This is a genomic window from Streptomyces sp. NPDC098781 (genome assembly GCF_044759995.1).
Taxonomy (GTDB): Bacteria; Actinomycetota; Actinomycetes; order Streptomycetales; family Streptomycetaceae; genus Streptomyces.
Window position 1 is genome coordinate 390,491 of sequence record NZ_JBIWAK010000008.1, and the last position, 14,737, is coordinate 405,227.

The following is a 14,737-nucleotide window of genomic DNA, read 5'->3' on the forward strand; positions in this document are numbered from 1 at the left end:
GTCAGTTCACTTCCTCCCGGACGCCCTGCGCGTCCTGTGCGTTCCTGAGCGAGCGGTAGGCGGCCACGAGGGCGGCGGTGGACGGGTCGAGGCCGGGGACGTCCGCCCCCTCGGTGAGGGCGGGTTCGACGCGCTTGGCGAGGACCTTGCCCAGCTCCACGCCCCACTGGTCGAAGGAGTCGATGTTCCAGACCGCGCCCTGCACGAACACCTTGTGCTCGTAGAGGGCGACCAGCTGGCCGAGGACCGACGGGGTCAGCTCGGGGGCGAGAATCGTGGTGGTGGGGTGGTTGCCGAGGAACGTGCGGTGCGGGACCTGCTCCTCGGGCACGCCCTCCGCGCGCACCTCGTCCGCGGTCTTGCCGAAGGCGAGCGCCTGGCCCTGGGCGAACAGGTTCGCCATCAACAGGTCGTGCTGTGCCTTGAGTTCGTCGCTGAGCTCGGCGACCGGGCGGGCGAAGCCGATCAGGTCGGCCGGGATCAGCCGGGTGCCCTGGTGGATCAGCTGGTAGTAGGCGTGCTGCCCGTTGGTGCCGGGCGTGCCCCACACGACCGGGCCGGTCTCCCAGCCCACGGTGTGGCCCTCGCGGTCCACCGACTTGCCGTTGGACTCCATGTCCAGCTGCTGGAGGTACGCCGTGAACTTCGACAGGTAGTGCGAGTACGGCAGCACCGCATGGGACTCGGCGCCGAAGAAATTGCCGTACCAGATGCCCAACAGGCCCAGGGTCAGCGGCGCGTTGTCCTCGGCGGGCGCGTTCCGGAAGTGCTCGTCGACGGTGTGGAAGCCGTCGAGCATCTCCCGGAAGCGCTCCGGGCCGATGGCGATCATCAGGGACAGGCCGATCGCCGAGTCGTAGGAGTAGCGCCCGCCGACCCAGTCCCAGAACTCGAACATGTTGTCCGGGTCGATGCCGAAGTCGGTGACCTTCTCGGCGTTGGTCGACAGCGCCACGAAGTGCCGGGCGACCGCCTTCTCGTCGCCGAGCCCGGCCAGCAGCCAGGAACGGGCCGAGGTGGCGTTGGTGATCGTCTCGATCGTGGTGAACGTCTTGGACGCGACGATGAACAGGGTCTCCGCCGGGTCGAGGTCGCGGACCGCCTCGTGGAGGTCGGCGCCGTCCACGTTGGAGACGAACCGGAACGTCAACTCCCGTGCGGTGAACGGGCGCAGCGCCTCGTACGCCATCGCAGGACCGAGGTCGGAGCCGCCGATGCCGATGTTGACGACGTTGCGGATTCGGCGGCCCGTGTGGCCGGTCCACGCGCCGGAGCGGACGCGGTCGGCGAAGGCGCCCATCTTGTCGAGCACCGCGTGCACCTTGGGCACGACGTTCTCGCCGTCCACCTCGACCACCGCGTCCCGCGGCGCCCGCAGCGCGGTGTGCAGCACCGCCCGGTCCTCCGTGACGTTGATCCGCTCACCGCGGAACATCGCGTCGCGCAGGGCGGACACACCGGTGGCGGCGGCGAGTTCACGCAGCAGGGCGAGGGTCTCGTCGTTGACCAGGTGCTTGGAGTAGTCGATCCGCAGATCGCCCACGCGCACGACGTACCGTTCGGCGCGAGAGGGGTCGGCGGCGAACAGCTCACGCAGCCGGGGGCGCTGGAGGACGTCCGCGCGGTGGTCCTCCAGGGCCGTCCACTCGGGGCGCAGGGTGAGCTTCGGGGTCTCAGACATGGGAGGAGGCCTCCTTGGTCGCCTCGCCGCGCAGGGCGATGGCGTACATCTCGTCCGCGTCGAGGCGCCTGAGCTCCTCGGCGATGAGTTCGGAGGTCGTGCGGACCTTCAGCGCGAGGGTGCGCGACGGCTGGTCCGGCAGGTGCAGCGTGGCCAGCGGGCCCTCGGGACGATCGATGACGATCTCGCCGTTCTCGGTGCCGAGGCGCACGCCGGTCACGACCGGACCGGCGGTGACCACACGCTCGGCGGTGACATGGAGGCGGGCCTCCAGCCAGCGGGCCAGCAGCTCGGCGGCCGGGTTGTCGGCCTCCGCCTCCACGACCGCCGAGACGATCGGCACCCGGGCCTGGTCCAGGGCCGCGGCGAGCATGGAGCGCCAGGGGGTGAGCCGGGTCCAGGCGAGGTCGGTGTCGCCCGGCGCGTAGGAGCGGGCGCGGACCTCCAGGTCCGACAGCGGTGTCTCGGTGGTGTACAGGTCGGTGATCCGGCGCTGGGCCAGCGCGCCCAGCGGGTCCTTGGAGGGGTTCTCGGGCGCGTCCACCGGCCACCACACGACGACCGGCGCGTCCGGCAGCAGCAGCGGCAGCACCACCGAGTCGGCGTGGTCGGAGACCTCGCCGTACAGGCGCAGCACGACCGTCTCGCCGGTGCCGGCGTCGGCGCCCACCCGGACCTCGGCGTCGAGGTGGGAGCGGGTGCGGTCGCGCGGGGTGCGGGCGTGCCGCTTGATCACGACCAGGGTGCGCGCGGGGTGCTCGTGCGAGGCCTCCTCGGCCGCCTTGATCGAGTCGTAGGCGTTCTCCTCGTCCGTGACGATCACCATCGTCAGGACCATGCCCACGGCCGGCGTGCCGATCGCGCGGCGGCCCTGCACCAGCGCCTTGTTGATCTTGCTTGCCGTGGTGTCGCTCAGGTCGATCTTCATGGCCTGCGCCAGCTCCGTCCGTCTCGTGCGAGCATCTCGTCCGCTTCCTCGGGTCCCCAGCTCCCGGACGCGTACCGCGCCGGCCTGCCGTGCCTGTCCCAGTACTCCTCGATCGGATCGAGGATCTTCCAGGACTCTTCCACTTCCTGGTGACGGGGGAACAAATTGGCGTCCCCAAGGAGGACATCCAGGATGAGCCGCTCGTACGCCTCCGGGCTGGACTCCGTGAACGACTCGCCGTACGCGAAGTCCATCGTCACGTCCCGGATCTCCATCGACGTGCCCGGCACCTTGGACCCGAACCGCACGGTCATGCCCTCGTCCGGCTGGACGCGGATGACGATGGCGTTCTGGCCGAGCTCCTCGGTGGCGGTGGAGTCGAAGGGGGAGTGCGGCGCCCGCTGGAACACGACGGCGATCTCCGTGACCCGCCGCCCGAGCCGCTTGCCGGTGCGCAGGTAGAACGGCACGCCCGCCCAGCGCCGGTTGTCCACGTTCAGCCTGATGGCCGCGTAGGTGTCGGTCTTCGAGCCGGGGTCGATGCCGTCCTCGTCGAGGTAGCCGCCCACCTTCTCGCCGCCCTGCCAGGCGGCCGCGTACTGCCCGCGCACGGTGTGCTTGCCGAGGTCCTCCGGCAGCTTGACCGCCTTGAGCACCTTGAGCTTCTCGGTGAGCAGGGACCCCGCGTCGAAGGCGGCCGGCTCCTCCATGGCGGTCAGCGCCATCAGCTGGAGCAGATGGTTCTGGATGACGTCACGGGCAGAGCCGATCCCGTCGTAGTAGCCCGCCCGGCCGCCGATGCCGATGTCCTCGGCCATCGTGATCTGCACATGGTCGACGTACGACCGGTTCCAGATCGGCTCGAACATCTGGTTCGCGAACCGCAGCGCCAGGATGTTCTGGACGGTCTCCTTGCCCAGGTAGTGGTCGATCCGGAAGACCTGCTCCGGGTCGAACACCTCGTGCACGATCGCGTTCAGCTCCCGCGCGCTCGCCAGGTCCCGGCCGAACGGCTTCTCGATGACCGCCCGCCGCCAGGACCCCTCGGGCGCGTCCGCCAGGCCGTGCTTCTTCAACTGCTGCACGACCTTCGGGAAGAACTTCGGCGGCACCGAGAGGTAGAAGGCGTAGTTGCCGCTGGTCCCGCGCGCCTTGTCCAGCTCATCGACCGTCCGGTGCAGCTGATCGAACGCCGCGTCGTCGTCGAAGTCGCCGGGGATGAACCGCATGCCCTCGGCCAGCTGCTGCCAGACCTCCTCGCGGAACTCCGTACGGGCGTGCTCGCGCACCGAGTCGTGCACGACCTCGGCGAAGTCCTGGTCCTCCCAGTCCCGGCGGGCGAACCCGACCAGCGAGAAGCCCGGCGGCAGCATGCCGCGGTTGGCGAGGTCGTACACGGCCGGCATCAGCTTCTTGCGGGACAGATCGCCCGTGACACCGAAGATGACCAGCCCGGACGGTCCGGCGATACGGGGCAGGCGGCGGTCACGTGTGTCGCGGAGGGGGTTGTCCCAGTCCGGTTCCAGTGCGGAGGTCATTCCGCGTCAGCTCCCTTGCTGCCGAGCGAGTTCTTGACGGCGTCCAACAGGTCCTGCCACGCCACCTCGAACTTGGCGACGCCCTCGTCCTCCAACCGGGTGACGACGTCGTCGTACGAGATGCCGAGCGCCTCCACGGCGGCCAGGTCGGCGCGGGCCTGGGCGTAACCCCCGGTCACCGTGTCGCCGGTGATCTCGCCGTGGTCGGCGGTGGCGTTCAGCGTCGCCTCCGGCATCGTGTTCACGGTGCCGGGCGCGACCAGTTCGTCGACGTACAGGGTGTCCTTGTAGGCCGGGTCCTTAACCCCTGTGGACGCCCACAGCGGGCGCTGCTTGTTGGCCCCGGTGCCGGTGAGGGCGGTCCAGCGGCGGCCGCCGAATACATCCTCGTAGGCCTCGTAGGCGAGCCGCGCGTTCGCCAGCGCCGCCCGGCCCTTGAGCGCGAGGGCCTCGTCCGTGCCGATCGCGGTCAGCCGCCTGTCGATCTCGGCGTCGACGCGGGAGACGAAGAAGGAGGCGACGGAGTGGATGCCGGACAGGTCCAGGCCGTTCGCGGCGGCCTTCTCCAGACCGGCCAGGTAGGCGTCCATGACCTCGCGGTAGCGCTCCAGCGAGAAGATCAGCGTGACGTTGACGCTGATGCCGTGGGCGATGACCTCGGTGATGGCGGGCAGGCCCGCCTGCGTCGCCGGGATCTTGATCATCACGTTGGGACGGTCGACCAGCCAGGCCAGCTGCCCGGCCTCGGCGATCGTCGCCGTCGTGTCGTGGGCGAGGCGGGGGTCGACCTCGATGGAGACCCGGCCGTCCCGGCCCCCGGTGGCGTCGTACACCGGCCGCAGGACGTCGGCGGCGGCGCGGACGTCGGCGGTGGTCATCATGCGGACGGCCTCGTCGACCGTGACGCCCCGCACCGCCAGGTCGGCGAGCTGCTCCTCATAGCCCTCGCCGGAGCCGATGGCGGCCTGGAAGATGGACGGGTTGGTGGTGACGCCGACGACGTTCCTGTTCGCGATCAGCTCGGCGAGGTTGCCCGACTCGATCCGCTTGCGCGAGAGGTCGTCCAGCCAGATCGAGACGCCCTCGTCGGCGAGGCGCTCGAGGATGCCCGCGGAGGCGGGGGTTTCGATGGTCACAGTGATCAACTTCCTTCTGCGTACGGATCAACCGCGGGCGGCGGCAATGCCGGTGGCGGAATGCAAGGCGGCCCGCGCCGCGGCGGCGACGTTCTCCGGCGTGAAGCCGTACTCGGCGAACAGCGTCTTCGCGTCGGCGGAGGCGCCGAAGTGCTCCAGGGAGACGATGCGTCCGGCGTCGCCCACGAACCGGTGCCAGGTCAGCCCGATCCCGGCCTCGACGGCGACCCGCGCCTTCACGGCCGGCGGAAGCACGTCTTCGCGGTACTCGCGCGGCTGCTGCTCGAACCACTCCACGGACGGCATGGACACCACCCGGGTACCGATCCCCTCGGCCTGAAGCACCTCGCGCGCGGCGACGGCGAGCTGCACCTCGGAGCCGGTGGCGATCAGGACGACGTCGGGGGTCCCGGTGGAGGAGTCCCGAAGGACGTAACCACCCTTCGCCGCAGCCGAGTTGGGGGCGTAGGTCGGCACACCCTGACGGGTGAGCGCCAGTCCGTGCGGGGCCGGGTCGGTGGAGTGGCGCCGGAGGATCTCGGCCCAGACGACGGCGGTCTCGTTGGCGTCGGCGGGGCGGACGATGTTCAGGCCCGGGATGGCGCGCAGCGCGGCCAGGTGCTCGACCGGCTGGTGCGTCGGGCCGTCCTCGCCGAGGCCGATGGAGTCGTGCGTCCACACGTACGTCACCGGCAGCTGCATCAGGGCGGACATGCGCACGGCGTTGCGCATGTAGTCGGAGAACACCAGGAAGGTGCCGCCGTAGATCCGGGTGTTGCCGTGCAGGGCGATGCCGTTCATCTCCGCGGCCATCGAGAACTCGCGGATGCCGAAGTGGACCGTACGGCCGTACGGGTCCGCCTCGGGCAGCGGGTTGCCCTTCGGCAGGAACGAACTCGCCTTGTCGATGGTCGTGTTGTTCGATCCGGCGAGGTCGGCGGAGCCGCCCCACAGCTCGGGGAGGACGGGGCCGAGCGCCTGGAGCACCTTGCCGGAAGCGGCGCGGGTGGCGAGCGACTTGCCCTCCTCGAAGAGGGGTATCGCGGACTCCCAGCCCTCCGGCAGCTGACCGGCGACGACCCGGTCGAAGAGCTTCGCGCGCTCGGGGTCGGCGCCGCGCCACTCCTCGATCCGCTTGTCCCAGGCGGCATGCGCCTCGGCGCCCCGGTCGAGGGCCCGGCGGCTGTGGGCGAGGACCTCGTCGGCGACCTCGAACGTGCGCGAGGGGTCGAAGCCGAGCACCCGCTTGGTGTTCGCGATCTCCTCCTCGCCCAGCGCCGAGCCGTGCGAGGCCTCGGTGTTCTGCGCGTTGGGGGCGGGCCAGGCGATGATCGTGCGCATCGCGATGATGGAGGGGCGCTCGGTCTCGGCCTGCGCCGCCCGCAGGGCCGCGTACAGCGCGGGTACGTCGATGTCGCCGCCCAGAGCGGGCTCGATCCGCTGGACGTGCCAGCCGTACGCCTCGTAGCGCCCCAGCACGTCCTCGGAGAAGGCGGTCGCGGTGTCGCCCTCGATGGAGATGTGGTTGTCGTCGTAGAGGAAGACGAGGTTGCCGAGCTTCTGGTGGCCGGCGAGCGAGGAGGCCTCGGCGGAGACGCCCTCCTCCAGGTCGCCGTCGGAGACGATCGCCCAGATGGTGTGGTCGAACGGGGACTCGCCCTCGGGGGCGTCCGGGTCGAACAGACCGCGCTCGTAGCGGGCCGCCATCGCCATGCCGACGGCGTTGGCGACACCCTGGCCGAGCGGGCCGGTCGTCGTCTCGACGCCGGCCGTGTGGCCGTACTCGGGGTGCCCCGGTGTCTTCGAACCGTGCGTCCGGAAGGACTTGAGGTCGTCCAGCTCCAGCTCGTACCCGGCGAGGAAGAGCTGGGTGTAGAGGGTCAGCGAGGTGTGCCCGGGGGAGAGGACGAAACGGTCCCGTCCGGTCCACTCGGGATCGGCGGGATCATGACGCATCACCTTCTGAAAGATCGTGTACGCGGCCGGGGCGAGGCTCATCGCGGTGCCCGGGTGGCCGTTGCCGACCTTCTGTACCGCGTCCGCCGCCAACAGACGCGCGGTGTCGACGGCACGCCGGTCCAGTTCGGTCCATTCGAAAGTGTCCGGTGTCTGCGTGCTCATCTTCAAGAAGTCCTCGATCGGAGCGAAGTGGCTGGTCCAACGCGTTCAAAAGTAAAAGTCTGACTTTTGAGAAGGAAGGTCGGCGTGTGCCAGGCTGTGGTGAAAGTGGGACACGGCGAGGAGTGCCGCGCACGGCTGAGCAGGGGTCACGCACGAGTGAGACGGCACGAGACGGACATGGCGGATATGGCGGAAATCGCGGACGCGAGGGGTCAAGGCGGCGACCCGATACGGACGTTTCCGTTCCCGGTCGATCTGAGCGTCCTCGGCGTCGGCATGCAGGTGGGCCGGATGGGCGCCGGGCCCACCTGGCACGCCGCCGACGCGCCGCTGGAGCGGGTGCACCGCATCGACTTCCACGTCGTGATGCTCTTCAGCGAGGGGCCCGTACGCCACATGATCGACTTCGCCGAGTACGAGGCGCGGGCGGGCGACCTGCTGTGGATCCGCCCCGGCCAGGTGCACCGGTTCTCCGGGACCGGCGACTACCGGGGCACCGTCCTGACCATGCAGCCCGGCTTCCTGCCCCGCGCCACCGTCGAGGCCACCGGCCTCTACCGCTACGACCTCCCGCCCCTGCTGCACCCCGACGCCGCCCAGCTCACGGCGCTGCGCTCGGCACTCGCCCAACTCCGGCGCGAGTACGAGGACACGACGACCCTGCCCCTGAGCCTGCACACCGCCGTCCTGCGGCACTCACTGACCGCGTTCCTGCTGCGGCTCGCCCATCTCGCCGCGAGTTCGGCGGAGGCCGCGCGGGACCAGGGCGACACGACGTTCACGCTCTTCCGGGACGCGGTGGAACTGGGCTTCGCCACCAACCACAGCGTCAGCGCCTACGCCGACCAGCTCGGATACTCCCGGCGCACCCTGGTCCGGGCGGTCCGGGCCGCGACCGGTGAGACTCCCAAGGGGTTCATCGACAAGCGGGTGATCCTGGAGGCGAAGCGGCTGCTGGCGCATACGGAGCTGCCGATCGGCCGGGTGGGGGTGGCGGTGGGGTTTCCGGACGCCGCGAACTTCTCCAAGTTCTTTCATCAGCACACGGAGATGACGCCGGCGGCGTTTCGGGCGGAGCTTCGGTGACGGATCGTCCCGAGGGTGCTGCGGTGTGGGGTCGTGGTGTGGCTGCGGGGCCGTCGTGGTTGGTCGCGCAGTTCCCCGCGCCCCTTGGGGGGTTGGGCCTCCGTCGGTGTTCAGTCCTCGGGGTGGCGGAGGGGTTGTCGAAGGGGGTCGTGGTGTGGCTGCGGCGCCGTCGTGGCTGGTCGCGCAGTTCCCCGCGCCCCTTGGGGGGTTGCGCCTCCGTCGGTGTTCAGTCCTCGGGGTGGTGTGTGCGCCGGGCTTCGCTCAGTCCTCGGTTCTGAGGGGATGGCCGGTTGTTCTTGACCAGTCCTCGGGGCCGCCCCTGAGGACGGTCACGTCGTGGTGGCCCGCTCGTTGTAGGACGCTGGCCGCTGTCATCGCGCGCTCGCCGCGGGTGCAGTGCACCAGTGCGCCCGACGGTGCCTCGGCGGTGTGGTCGGTGAGGTCGCCGAGTTCGATGGTGACGGCGCCGGGGATGTGGCCGGCCTCGCACTCCGATCGCTGACGGACGTCGAGTACCGGTCGGTCGGCGTCCACGTCGTCGGGCGGCACGAGGTCGACCGTCTCGTGGTCGCCGCCGGCGGACGTCCAGGCGTCCATCGTGACCCGGCCGCACAGCCGCTGGTGGCCGATCTTCAGGGACTGCCAGATGAGTTCGGCCAGGTCCTGGCCGGGAGCCGTGACGAAGACCAGCGGGGTGTCGTCGGGCAGCAGCCAGCCGAGCCAGGTGGCGAACTGGTCCCGGAGGTGCACGGAGAGGGCCCCGGGGATGTGGCCGGCCGCGAAGTCCTCGACCGGGCGCACGTCGACGATCCCCGCCCCCTCACCGCGCAGCCGGCGTACCTCCGCCGGGGACAGCGCGGGCAGCGAGGGCGCTGCGGGGAGCGGCTCGGGGCCCCGGCGGTTGGCCTCGGCGAGGCGGTCGAAGTACGCGGGGTAGGACCCGAGCCCGCCGAGCAGCCGCCGTACGAAGCTCTCCTCGTCCGGCGCGGTGAGCAGGGTGTTGGCCCGCTTCTCGGCGCCGATGGTCGTGGTGCGCTCGGCGCCCTGCGGGGCGGAGCAGAAGGAACCCGCGCCATGGGTGGGCCACACCGGCGTCGTGTCGGGCAGCCGGGTCAGCCGGTGCAGGGAGCGGTACTGGGCACGGGCGAGCTCCTCCGCCCGGTCGGCGCCGAGCAGATCGGTGCGGGCGGCCGAGCCGACGATCAGCGAACCGCCGGTGAAGACCCCCAACTCCCGTGTGCCGTCCAGCAGCAGGAAGGACAGGTGCTCGTCCGTGTGACCGGGCGTGGCGAGCGCGCGCAGGGTCAGCCCGCCCAGGTCCACCTCGTCGCCGTCCGCCAGGGCCCGGTGCTCGAAGGCGCGGCGCCCGGCGGCGGAGGCCAGCACGGTCGCCCCGTCGTCGGCCGCGAGCTGGAGCGCGCCGGTGAGGAAGTCGGCGTGCAGATGGGTGTCGGCGGCGAAGGCGACGGTGAGCCGGCGTCGGCGGGCCTCGGAGCGCAGGGCACGCAGATCCCGGCTCGCGTCCACGGCCAGGGCGCGGCCGTCGCCCAGATCGACGAGGTAGGCGCTGTTGCCGAGGCCCTCGTCGACCAGCGGAACGAGATGGTCGTCGGCGAAGCCCATGTGCTCCTCCCTCTGTCACCGTACGCGTCGGATGCCCCATACGCCCGCGTTCTGTCCCCAGGGCGGCGAGTTCCCTTGACTGCCGCGGCCTCACCTGCCTACGAGACATGCATGACCCCAGACGAGGACCACAGGGAAGATCCGACCGCGCGCACGCCCGACAAGGGCGGCACCCCCCTCCACGCCGTAGGCACCCTCCTGGACCGCCTCGCCGACAGACTCGGCGCTCGCGCATCCGTCACCGCCGTCTACGGCGAACCCGTCACCGCCGACGGTGTCACCGTCGTACCGGTCGCCAGAGTGGCCTTCGGGCTGGGCGGCGGAGGCGGACGGATCGGGGGCGCCAAGGCGGGTGAGGGCGGAGGCGGCGGGGGAGGTGTCGAGGCCACACCGGTCGGCTACATCGAGATCCGCGACGGCGTCTCGACGTACCGGCCCATCCGTGACCCCTGGTCCGACATCGTCGTCCCGCTCGCCGCCCTCCTCCTCACCGGCGCGATCCCCGAGGTCGTCCGCGCGATCCGGCGGCGGGGCTGACACGACGATGCCCCGCGCGACCGCACCGGTCCACGCGGGGCATCCTCGACCCATCGGTCAGCGACCGAAGTTGAACCAGTTCACGTTCACGAAGTCGGACGGCTGCCCGCTGGTGAAGGTCAGATACACGTCATGCGTGCCGGTCACCCCGCTGATGTTCGCGGGGATCGTCCGCCACGACTGCCAGCCGCCCGTGTTGCCCACCGCGAAACTCCCGACGGGCGCGTTGGAGCGGTTGTCGAGGCGCACCTCCACCAGACCGCTGACGCCGCTCGCCGCACCGCTCGCCACCCGGGCGACGAACTGGGTGGCCGCCGTCGAGCCGAAGTTGACCCCCCGGTACAGCGACCAGTCCCCGTTGGCGAGCGCCGCCAGGTTCTGGCCGCCGCCCGAGTCCGAGGTGGACTCGGTGCTCACGCCGCCCTGACCGTCGTACGACTCGGCCTGGATGGCGCTGTAGGCGTCCCGGTTGCCCGTCGGCGGGGGAGTGGTGCCGCCGCCGCTGGAGAGCACCTGGACGTAGTCCACGACCATGGCGTGGCCCGGCTGTGTCCCGCTGTCCGGGCCGCCGCCGAAGGCGTCCGGGAAGCCGCCGCCCATGGCCACGTTGAGGATGATGAAGTAGCCGTGGTTCGTGGCGTTCGCCCAGGTCGTGGCGTCCACCTGGTTGGCCCGGACGGTGTGGAAGTTGGTGCCGTCGAGGTAGAAGCGGATCTCCTCGACGCTCGTGGAGCGGTCCCACTCCATCCGGTAGGTGTGGAAGCCCGCCTGGCAGGTGGTGCCGGAGCAGGTCGTGTTGCCGCCGATGCCGCTGTTCTCGTTGCACGGGCCGCCGGGAGCGGTACCGCAGTGCATGGTGGCGAACACCGTGTTCATGCCCTGGGTGTTCTCCATGATGTCGAGCTCGCCGACGCCGGGCCAGTTCCAGTAGTTGCCGCGGTAGGGCCCGCCCAGCATCCAGAACGCCGGCCAGTAGCCCTTGGCGGCGGCGCCGGTGACGTTCGGCACCTGGATACGGGACTCCACGCGCAGCTTGCCGCCCGCCGGCGGCTGGAAGTCGGTGCGGTTCGTCTCGATGCGCCCCGAGGTCCAGTTGCCGGAGGCGTCCCGGCGCGGGGTGATGCGCAGATTGCCGTTGCCGTCGAGGGCGACGTTGTCGGTGCTGTTCGTCATCGTCTCGATCTCGCCGGTGCCCCAGTTGGCGGGGCCGCCGGGGTAGCCCTTGCCGGTGGCGTACTGCCAGTTCGAGGTGTTCACGCCGGTGCCCGCGGCGCCGTTGAAGTCGTCCAGGAACACCTGGCTCCAGCCCGACGGGGGCGTGGGGGCGGAGGCGTTCGCGGACGGCACGGCGGCGAGGGCGGCGGTCGCCGCCAGGCCGAGGGTGCCGAGCACGGCGACGAGCGCGCGTCTGAGGGGTCGGTGGCGACGGGGTATGCCGGAGGGTTCGCTCATGGGGGTGCTGCCTCTCGGTGTACGGGTGAAGGCGGGGGGTGTGCGTGCGGCTGACCGAGCGCTTGAGAGCGCTCTCAGAGTGACGCCAATGTGCTCCCCGACATGTCGACCGTCAAGAGGTGAAGCAGGGAAATCCCTTGCGCCACAGGTGAGTTCACCCTATGAATGCGTGCATGGAACTCGCCTTCAGCGGCCCGGTGATCGAATGGCGTGGCCCCGCGCCCTACTACTTCGTCCGGGTGCCGGACGAGGAGGCCGCCGACATCCAAGAGGTGGCCGCGATGGCCACGTACGGGTGGGGAGTCATCCCGGTCGGGGTGAGGATCGGCGACCTCGACTTCGAGACGTCGCTCTTCCCCAAGGACGGCGGCTATCTGCTGCCGCTCAAGAACGCGGTACGCAAGCCGCAGGGCCTCGCCGCCGGTGACGAGGTGGCCGTGCAGATGACCGTCCGCCTCCAGGAGGCGCCACGGCACCGGCACGGGTGAGGTGCCGGTGCCGGTGCTCGTGCCGGTGCCGAGGAGGCGTCAGGCCTTCGTGGTGAGCGAGGGCGTGGGTGCCCCGGGCTGCTCGTGCAGCCCGAACCGGTCGTGCGCCCGGCGCAGCGGCCTCGGCGCCCACCAGGCGCGGCGGCCGAGCAGCGCCATCGTCGCCGGCACCAGCAGCATCCGTACCACCGTCGCGTCGATCAGCACCGCGAGGGTGAGACCCAGACCGATCTCCAGGATCGGTGCGAAACCGCCCGTCATGAAGGCGCCGAAGACCACCGCGAGGAGCAGCGCCGCACAGGTGACCACCCGGCCGGACCGGCGCAGCCCGGTGACCACGGCCTCGCGGTCGTCCCCGCTGCGCTGCCGGGCCTCGCGCATCCTGGCCAGGATGAACAGCTCGTAGTCCATGGCCAGTCCGAAGGCGATCGCCACGATGAGCGGCGGCGCGGTCAGGCTGAGCGCGCCGAGCCCCTCCCCGCCCAGCAGCCCGGCCAGATGACCGTCCTGGAAGACCCACACCACCACGCCGAGCGCGGCCCCCAGACTGAGCAGGGTGGTCAGGATCGTGCGCAACGGGATCAACAGCGAGCCCGTGAAGGCGAAGAGCAGGGCGAAGATGCCGGCCAGGACCGTGACCGCCGCCCATGGCGCCCGCTCGGCGAGCATCTCCCGGAAGTCCAGCAGCCGGGCCGCCGGTCCGGTGACCTCGACCGGTTCGTCGCCGCGGAGGTCCCGGATCCGCTCCACCAGGTCGGTGGCCTCCTTGCCGTCGACGCTGCCCGGCGGCTGGATGCGGACGACCGTCGTACCGCCGGGCAGTTCGCGGGACTCGGCCGTCGGCGACAGGGCCCGGATCCGGTCGGCGGTCGCGATGTCCGTGTCCGGCTTCAGCACCACGGTGACCGGGGAGACGCCGGTGCCGGCCGGGAAGTGCGCGTCGACCGTGTCGTACAACTGCCGTGCCTCCGTGCTCGCCGGCAGCTGCTTGGCGTCGCCGAGGTTGATCCGCATGCCGGTGACGGGCAGCGCCAGGACCAGCAGCACCGGGACCACGACGGCCACGACGGCGACCCGGCGCCGGGCTGCGAAGCGGGCCAGCCGTGCGAAGACCCGGCCCTCCTCGCCCGGCGGCCGGGCCTTCGCCGGGGCGATCCGGCTGCCGAACCGGGCGAGCAGCGCGGGCAGCAGCGTGAGCGCGGCCAGCATGTCGACGACCACCACGGCGGCCACGGCCAGGCCCATGCTGCGCAGGAACACGCTCGGGAACACCAGTAGCCCGGTCAGGCTGACCGCGACGGTCAGCCCGGAGAACAGCACGGTTCGGCCGGCCGCCGCGACCGTGCGGTGCACGGCTTCCGTCACGTCATCGGTGTCGCGGCGCTCCTCGCGGAAGCGGACCACCATCAACAGGGCGTAGTCCACGGCGAGTCCGAGCCCCAGCATGGTGGTCACCTGGATCGCGTACACCGAGATGTCGGTGACCTCGCTGAACAGGAACAGGGCGAGGAACGCCCCCGCGATCCCGCTGACCGCGATCACCAGCGGCAGCACCGCCGCGCGCAGCCCGCCGAACACCACGAGCAACAGGGCGAGGACCACCGGCAGCGAGATCAACTCCGCGTTGCGCACGTCCTCCTGGGCCCGCTCCGCGATCTGCGTGCCCAGCAACGGGCCGCCGCTGACATGGACTTCGGGCGCGTCGATCTGCCGGATCCGGTCGGCCGCCGCGTCCACGGCCGCCTCCTCGGCGCCGTCGTCGAGGCCGCCTTCCAGGGTGACGGGGATGATCAGGGCCCGTCCGTCCTCGGCGGTCAGGCCACGGGTGGCGTAGGGATCGGGTACGGCGGCCACCCCGGCCAGCGACCGCACTTCGGCGACGGCCCGCTCGACCTGCGCCCGCAGGGCCGGGTCGGACACGGCGGTGCCCTCGACGACGGCGGTGATCGACTCGCCGGTCGGATCGGCGCGGTCGAGGTACTGGGCGGCGGCCTCCGACTCGGTGCCCGGGATGTCGGCCACATTGTCCGAGAGCCGGCTGAAGACGCCCGTCCCGAGCCCGAAGCCGAGCAGCAGGAAGAGCACCCAGAGAGCGATGACGGTGAGCGGGCGGCGGGTCGCCGCCCGGGCGAGCGTGGAGAGCACGG

Annotated in this window: 11 protein-coding genes; 3 read left to right on the top strand and 8 right to left on the bottom strand. The window is 71.2% G+C overall.

Going from position 1 to position 14,737, the window contains the following annotated elements; genetic code table 11:
* Nucleotide 1: 1 nt before the first annotated feature.
* The 5 genes from pgi to tkt are packed head-to-tail and all read right to left on the bottom strand — an operon-like array spanning nucleotide 2 to nucleotide 7,404.
* Complete coding sequence (gene pgi / locus ACIQWG_RS31030) at nucleotides 2-1,681, bottom strand: glucose-6-phosphate isomerase (RefSeq protein WP_404101682.1); 1,680 nt, start codon at nucleotides 1,679-1,681, stop codon at nucleotides 2-4.
* Nucleotides 1,674-2,609, bottom strand: coding sequence for a glucose-6-phosphate dehydrogenase assembly protein OpcA (gene opcA, locus ACIQWG_RS31035; protein WP_404101683.1), 936 nt, complete (start codon nucleotides 2,607-2,609; stop codon nucleotides 1,674-1,676). Before opcA ends, pgi begins: the two co-directional genes overlap by 8 nt.
* Nucleotides 2,606-4,147 carry a glucose-6-phosphate dehydrogenase gene (zwf, locus tag ACIQWG_RS31040; RefSeq protein WP_404101685.1) on the bottom strand — a complete coding sequence of 514 codons (1,542 nt, stop codon included), beginning with the start codon at nucleotides 4,145-4,147 and terminating at the stop codon, nucleotides 2,606-2,608. Before zwf ends, opcA begins: the two co-directional genes overlap by 4 nt.
* Nucleotides 4,144-5,292, bottom strand: coding sequence for a transaldolase (gene tal, locus ACIQWG_RS31045; RefSeq protein ID WP_404101687.1), 1,149 nt, complete (start codon nucleotides 5,290-5,292; stop codon nucleotides 4,144-4,146). The genes zwf and tal overlap by 4 nt, the downstream gene beginning before the upstream one ends.
* An 18-nt stretch (nucleotides 5,293-5,310) precedes the next feature.
* Nucleotides 5,311-7,404: a transketolase gene (tkt, locus tag ACIQWG_RS31050; RefSeq protein WP_404101689.1), complete on the bottom strand. Its 2,094-nt coding sequence runs from the start codon at nucleotides 7,402-7,404 to the stop codon at nucleotides 5,311-5,313.
* 186 nt (nucleotides 7,405-7,590) lie between these two features.
* On the opposite strand from tkt, the gene ACIQWG_RS31055 reads away from it, so the two are divergent.
* Nucleotides 7,591-8,490: a helix-turn-helix domain-containing protein gene (locus tag ACIQWG_RS31055; RefSeq protein WP_404101690.1), complete on the top strand. Its 900-nt coding sequence runs from the start codon at nucleotides 7,591-7,593 to the stop codon at nucleotides 8,488-8,490.
* 261 nt (nucleotides 8,491-8,751) lie between these two features.
* On the opposite strand, the gene ACIQWG_RS31060 is transcribed toward ACIQWG_RS31055, so the two are convergent.
* Nucleotides 8,752-10,113, bottom strand: coding sequence for a rhodanese-like domain-containing protein (locus ACIQWG_RS31060; RefSeq protein ID WP_404101691.1), 1,362 nt, complete (start codon nucleotides 10,111-10,113; stop codon nucleotides 8,752-8,754).
* A gap of 111 nt (nucleotides 10,114-10,224) precedes the next feature.
* Here ACIQWG_RS31060 and ACIQWG_RS31065 point away from each other — a divergent pair, with 111 nt between their 5' ends.
* Nucleotides 10,225-10,650, top strand: a complete 426-nt coding sequence (locus ACIQWG_RS31065; RefSeq protein WP_404101693.1) for a spore germination protein GerW family protein — start codon at nucleotides 10,225-10,227, stop codon at nucleotides 10,648-10,650.
* Between the two features lie 57 nt (nucleotides 10,651-10,707).
* On the opposite strand, the gene ACIQWG_RS31070 is transcribed toward ACIQWG_RS31065, so the two are convergent.
* On the bottom strand, nucleotides 10,708-12,102 hold the full coding sequence (locus tag ACIQWG_RS31070; protein WP_404101694.1) for a glycoside hydrolase family 16 protein: 1,395 nt from the start codon (nucleotides 12,100-12,102) through the stop codon (nucleotides 10,708-10,710).
* A gap of 173 nt (nucleotides 12,103-12,275) precedes the next feature.
* On the opposite strand from ACIQWG_RS31070, the gene ACIQWG_RS31075 reads away from it, so the two are divergent.
* Nucleotides 12,276-12,590: a DUF1905 domain-containing protein gene (locus ACIQWG_RS31075; protein WP_404101696.1), complete on the top strand. Its 315-nt coding sequence runs from the start codon at nucleotides 12,276-12,278 to the stop codon at nucleotides 12,588-12,590.
* Nucleotides 12,591-12,629: 39 nt separating this feature from the next.
* Here ACIQWG_RS31075 and ACIQWG_RS31080 read toward each other — a convergent pair whose 3' ends face one another.
* Entirely contained in the window at nucleotides 12,630-14,735 is a 2,106-nt protein-coding gene (locus ACIQWG_RS31080; RefSeq protein ID WP_404101698.1) for an MMPL family transporter, read from the bottom strand.
* Nucleotides 14,736-14,737 lie beyond the last annotated feature (2 nt).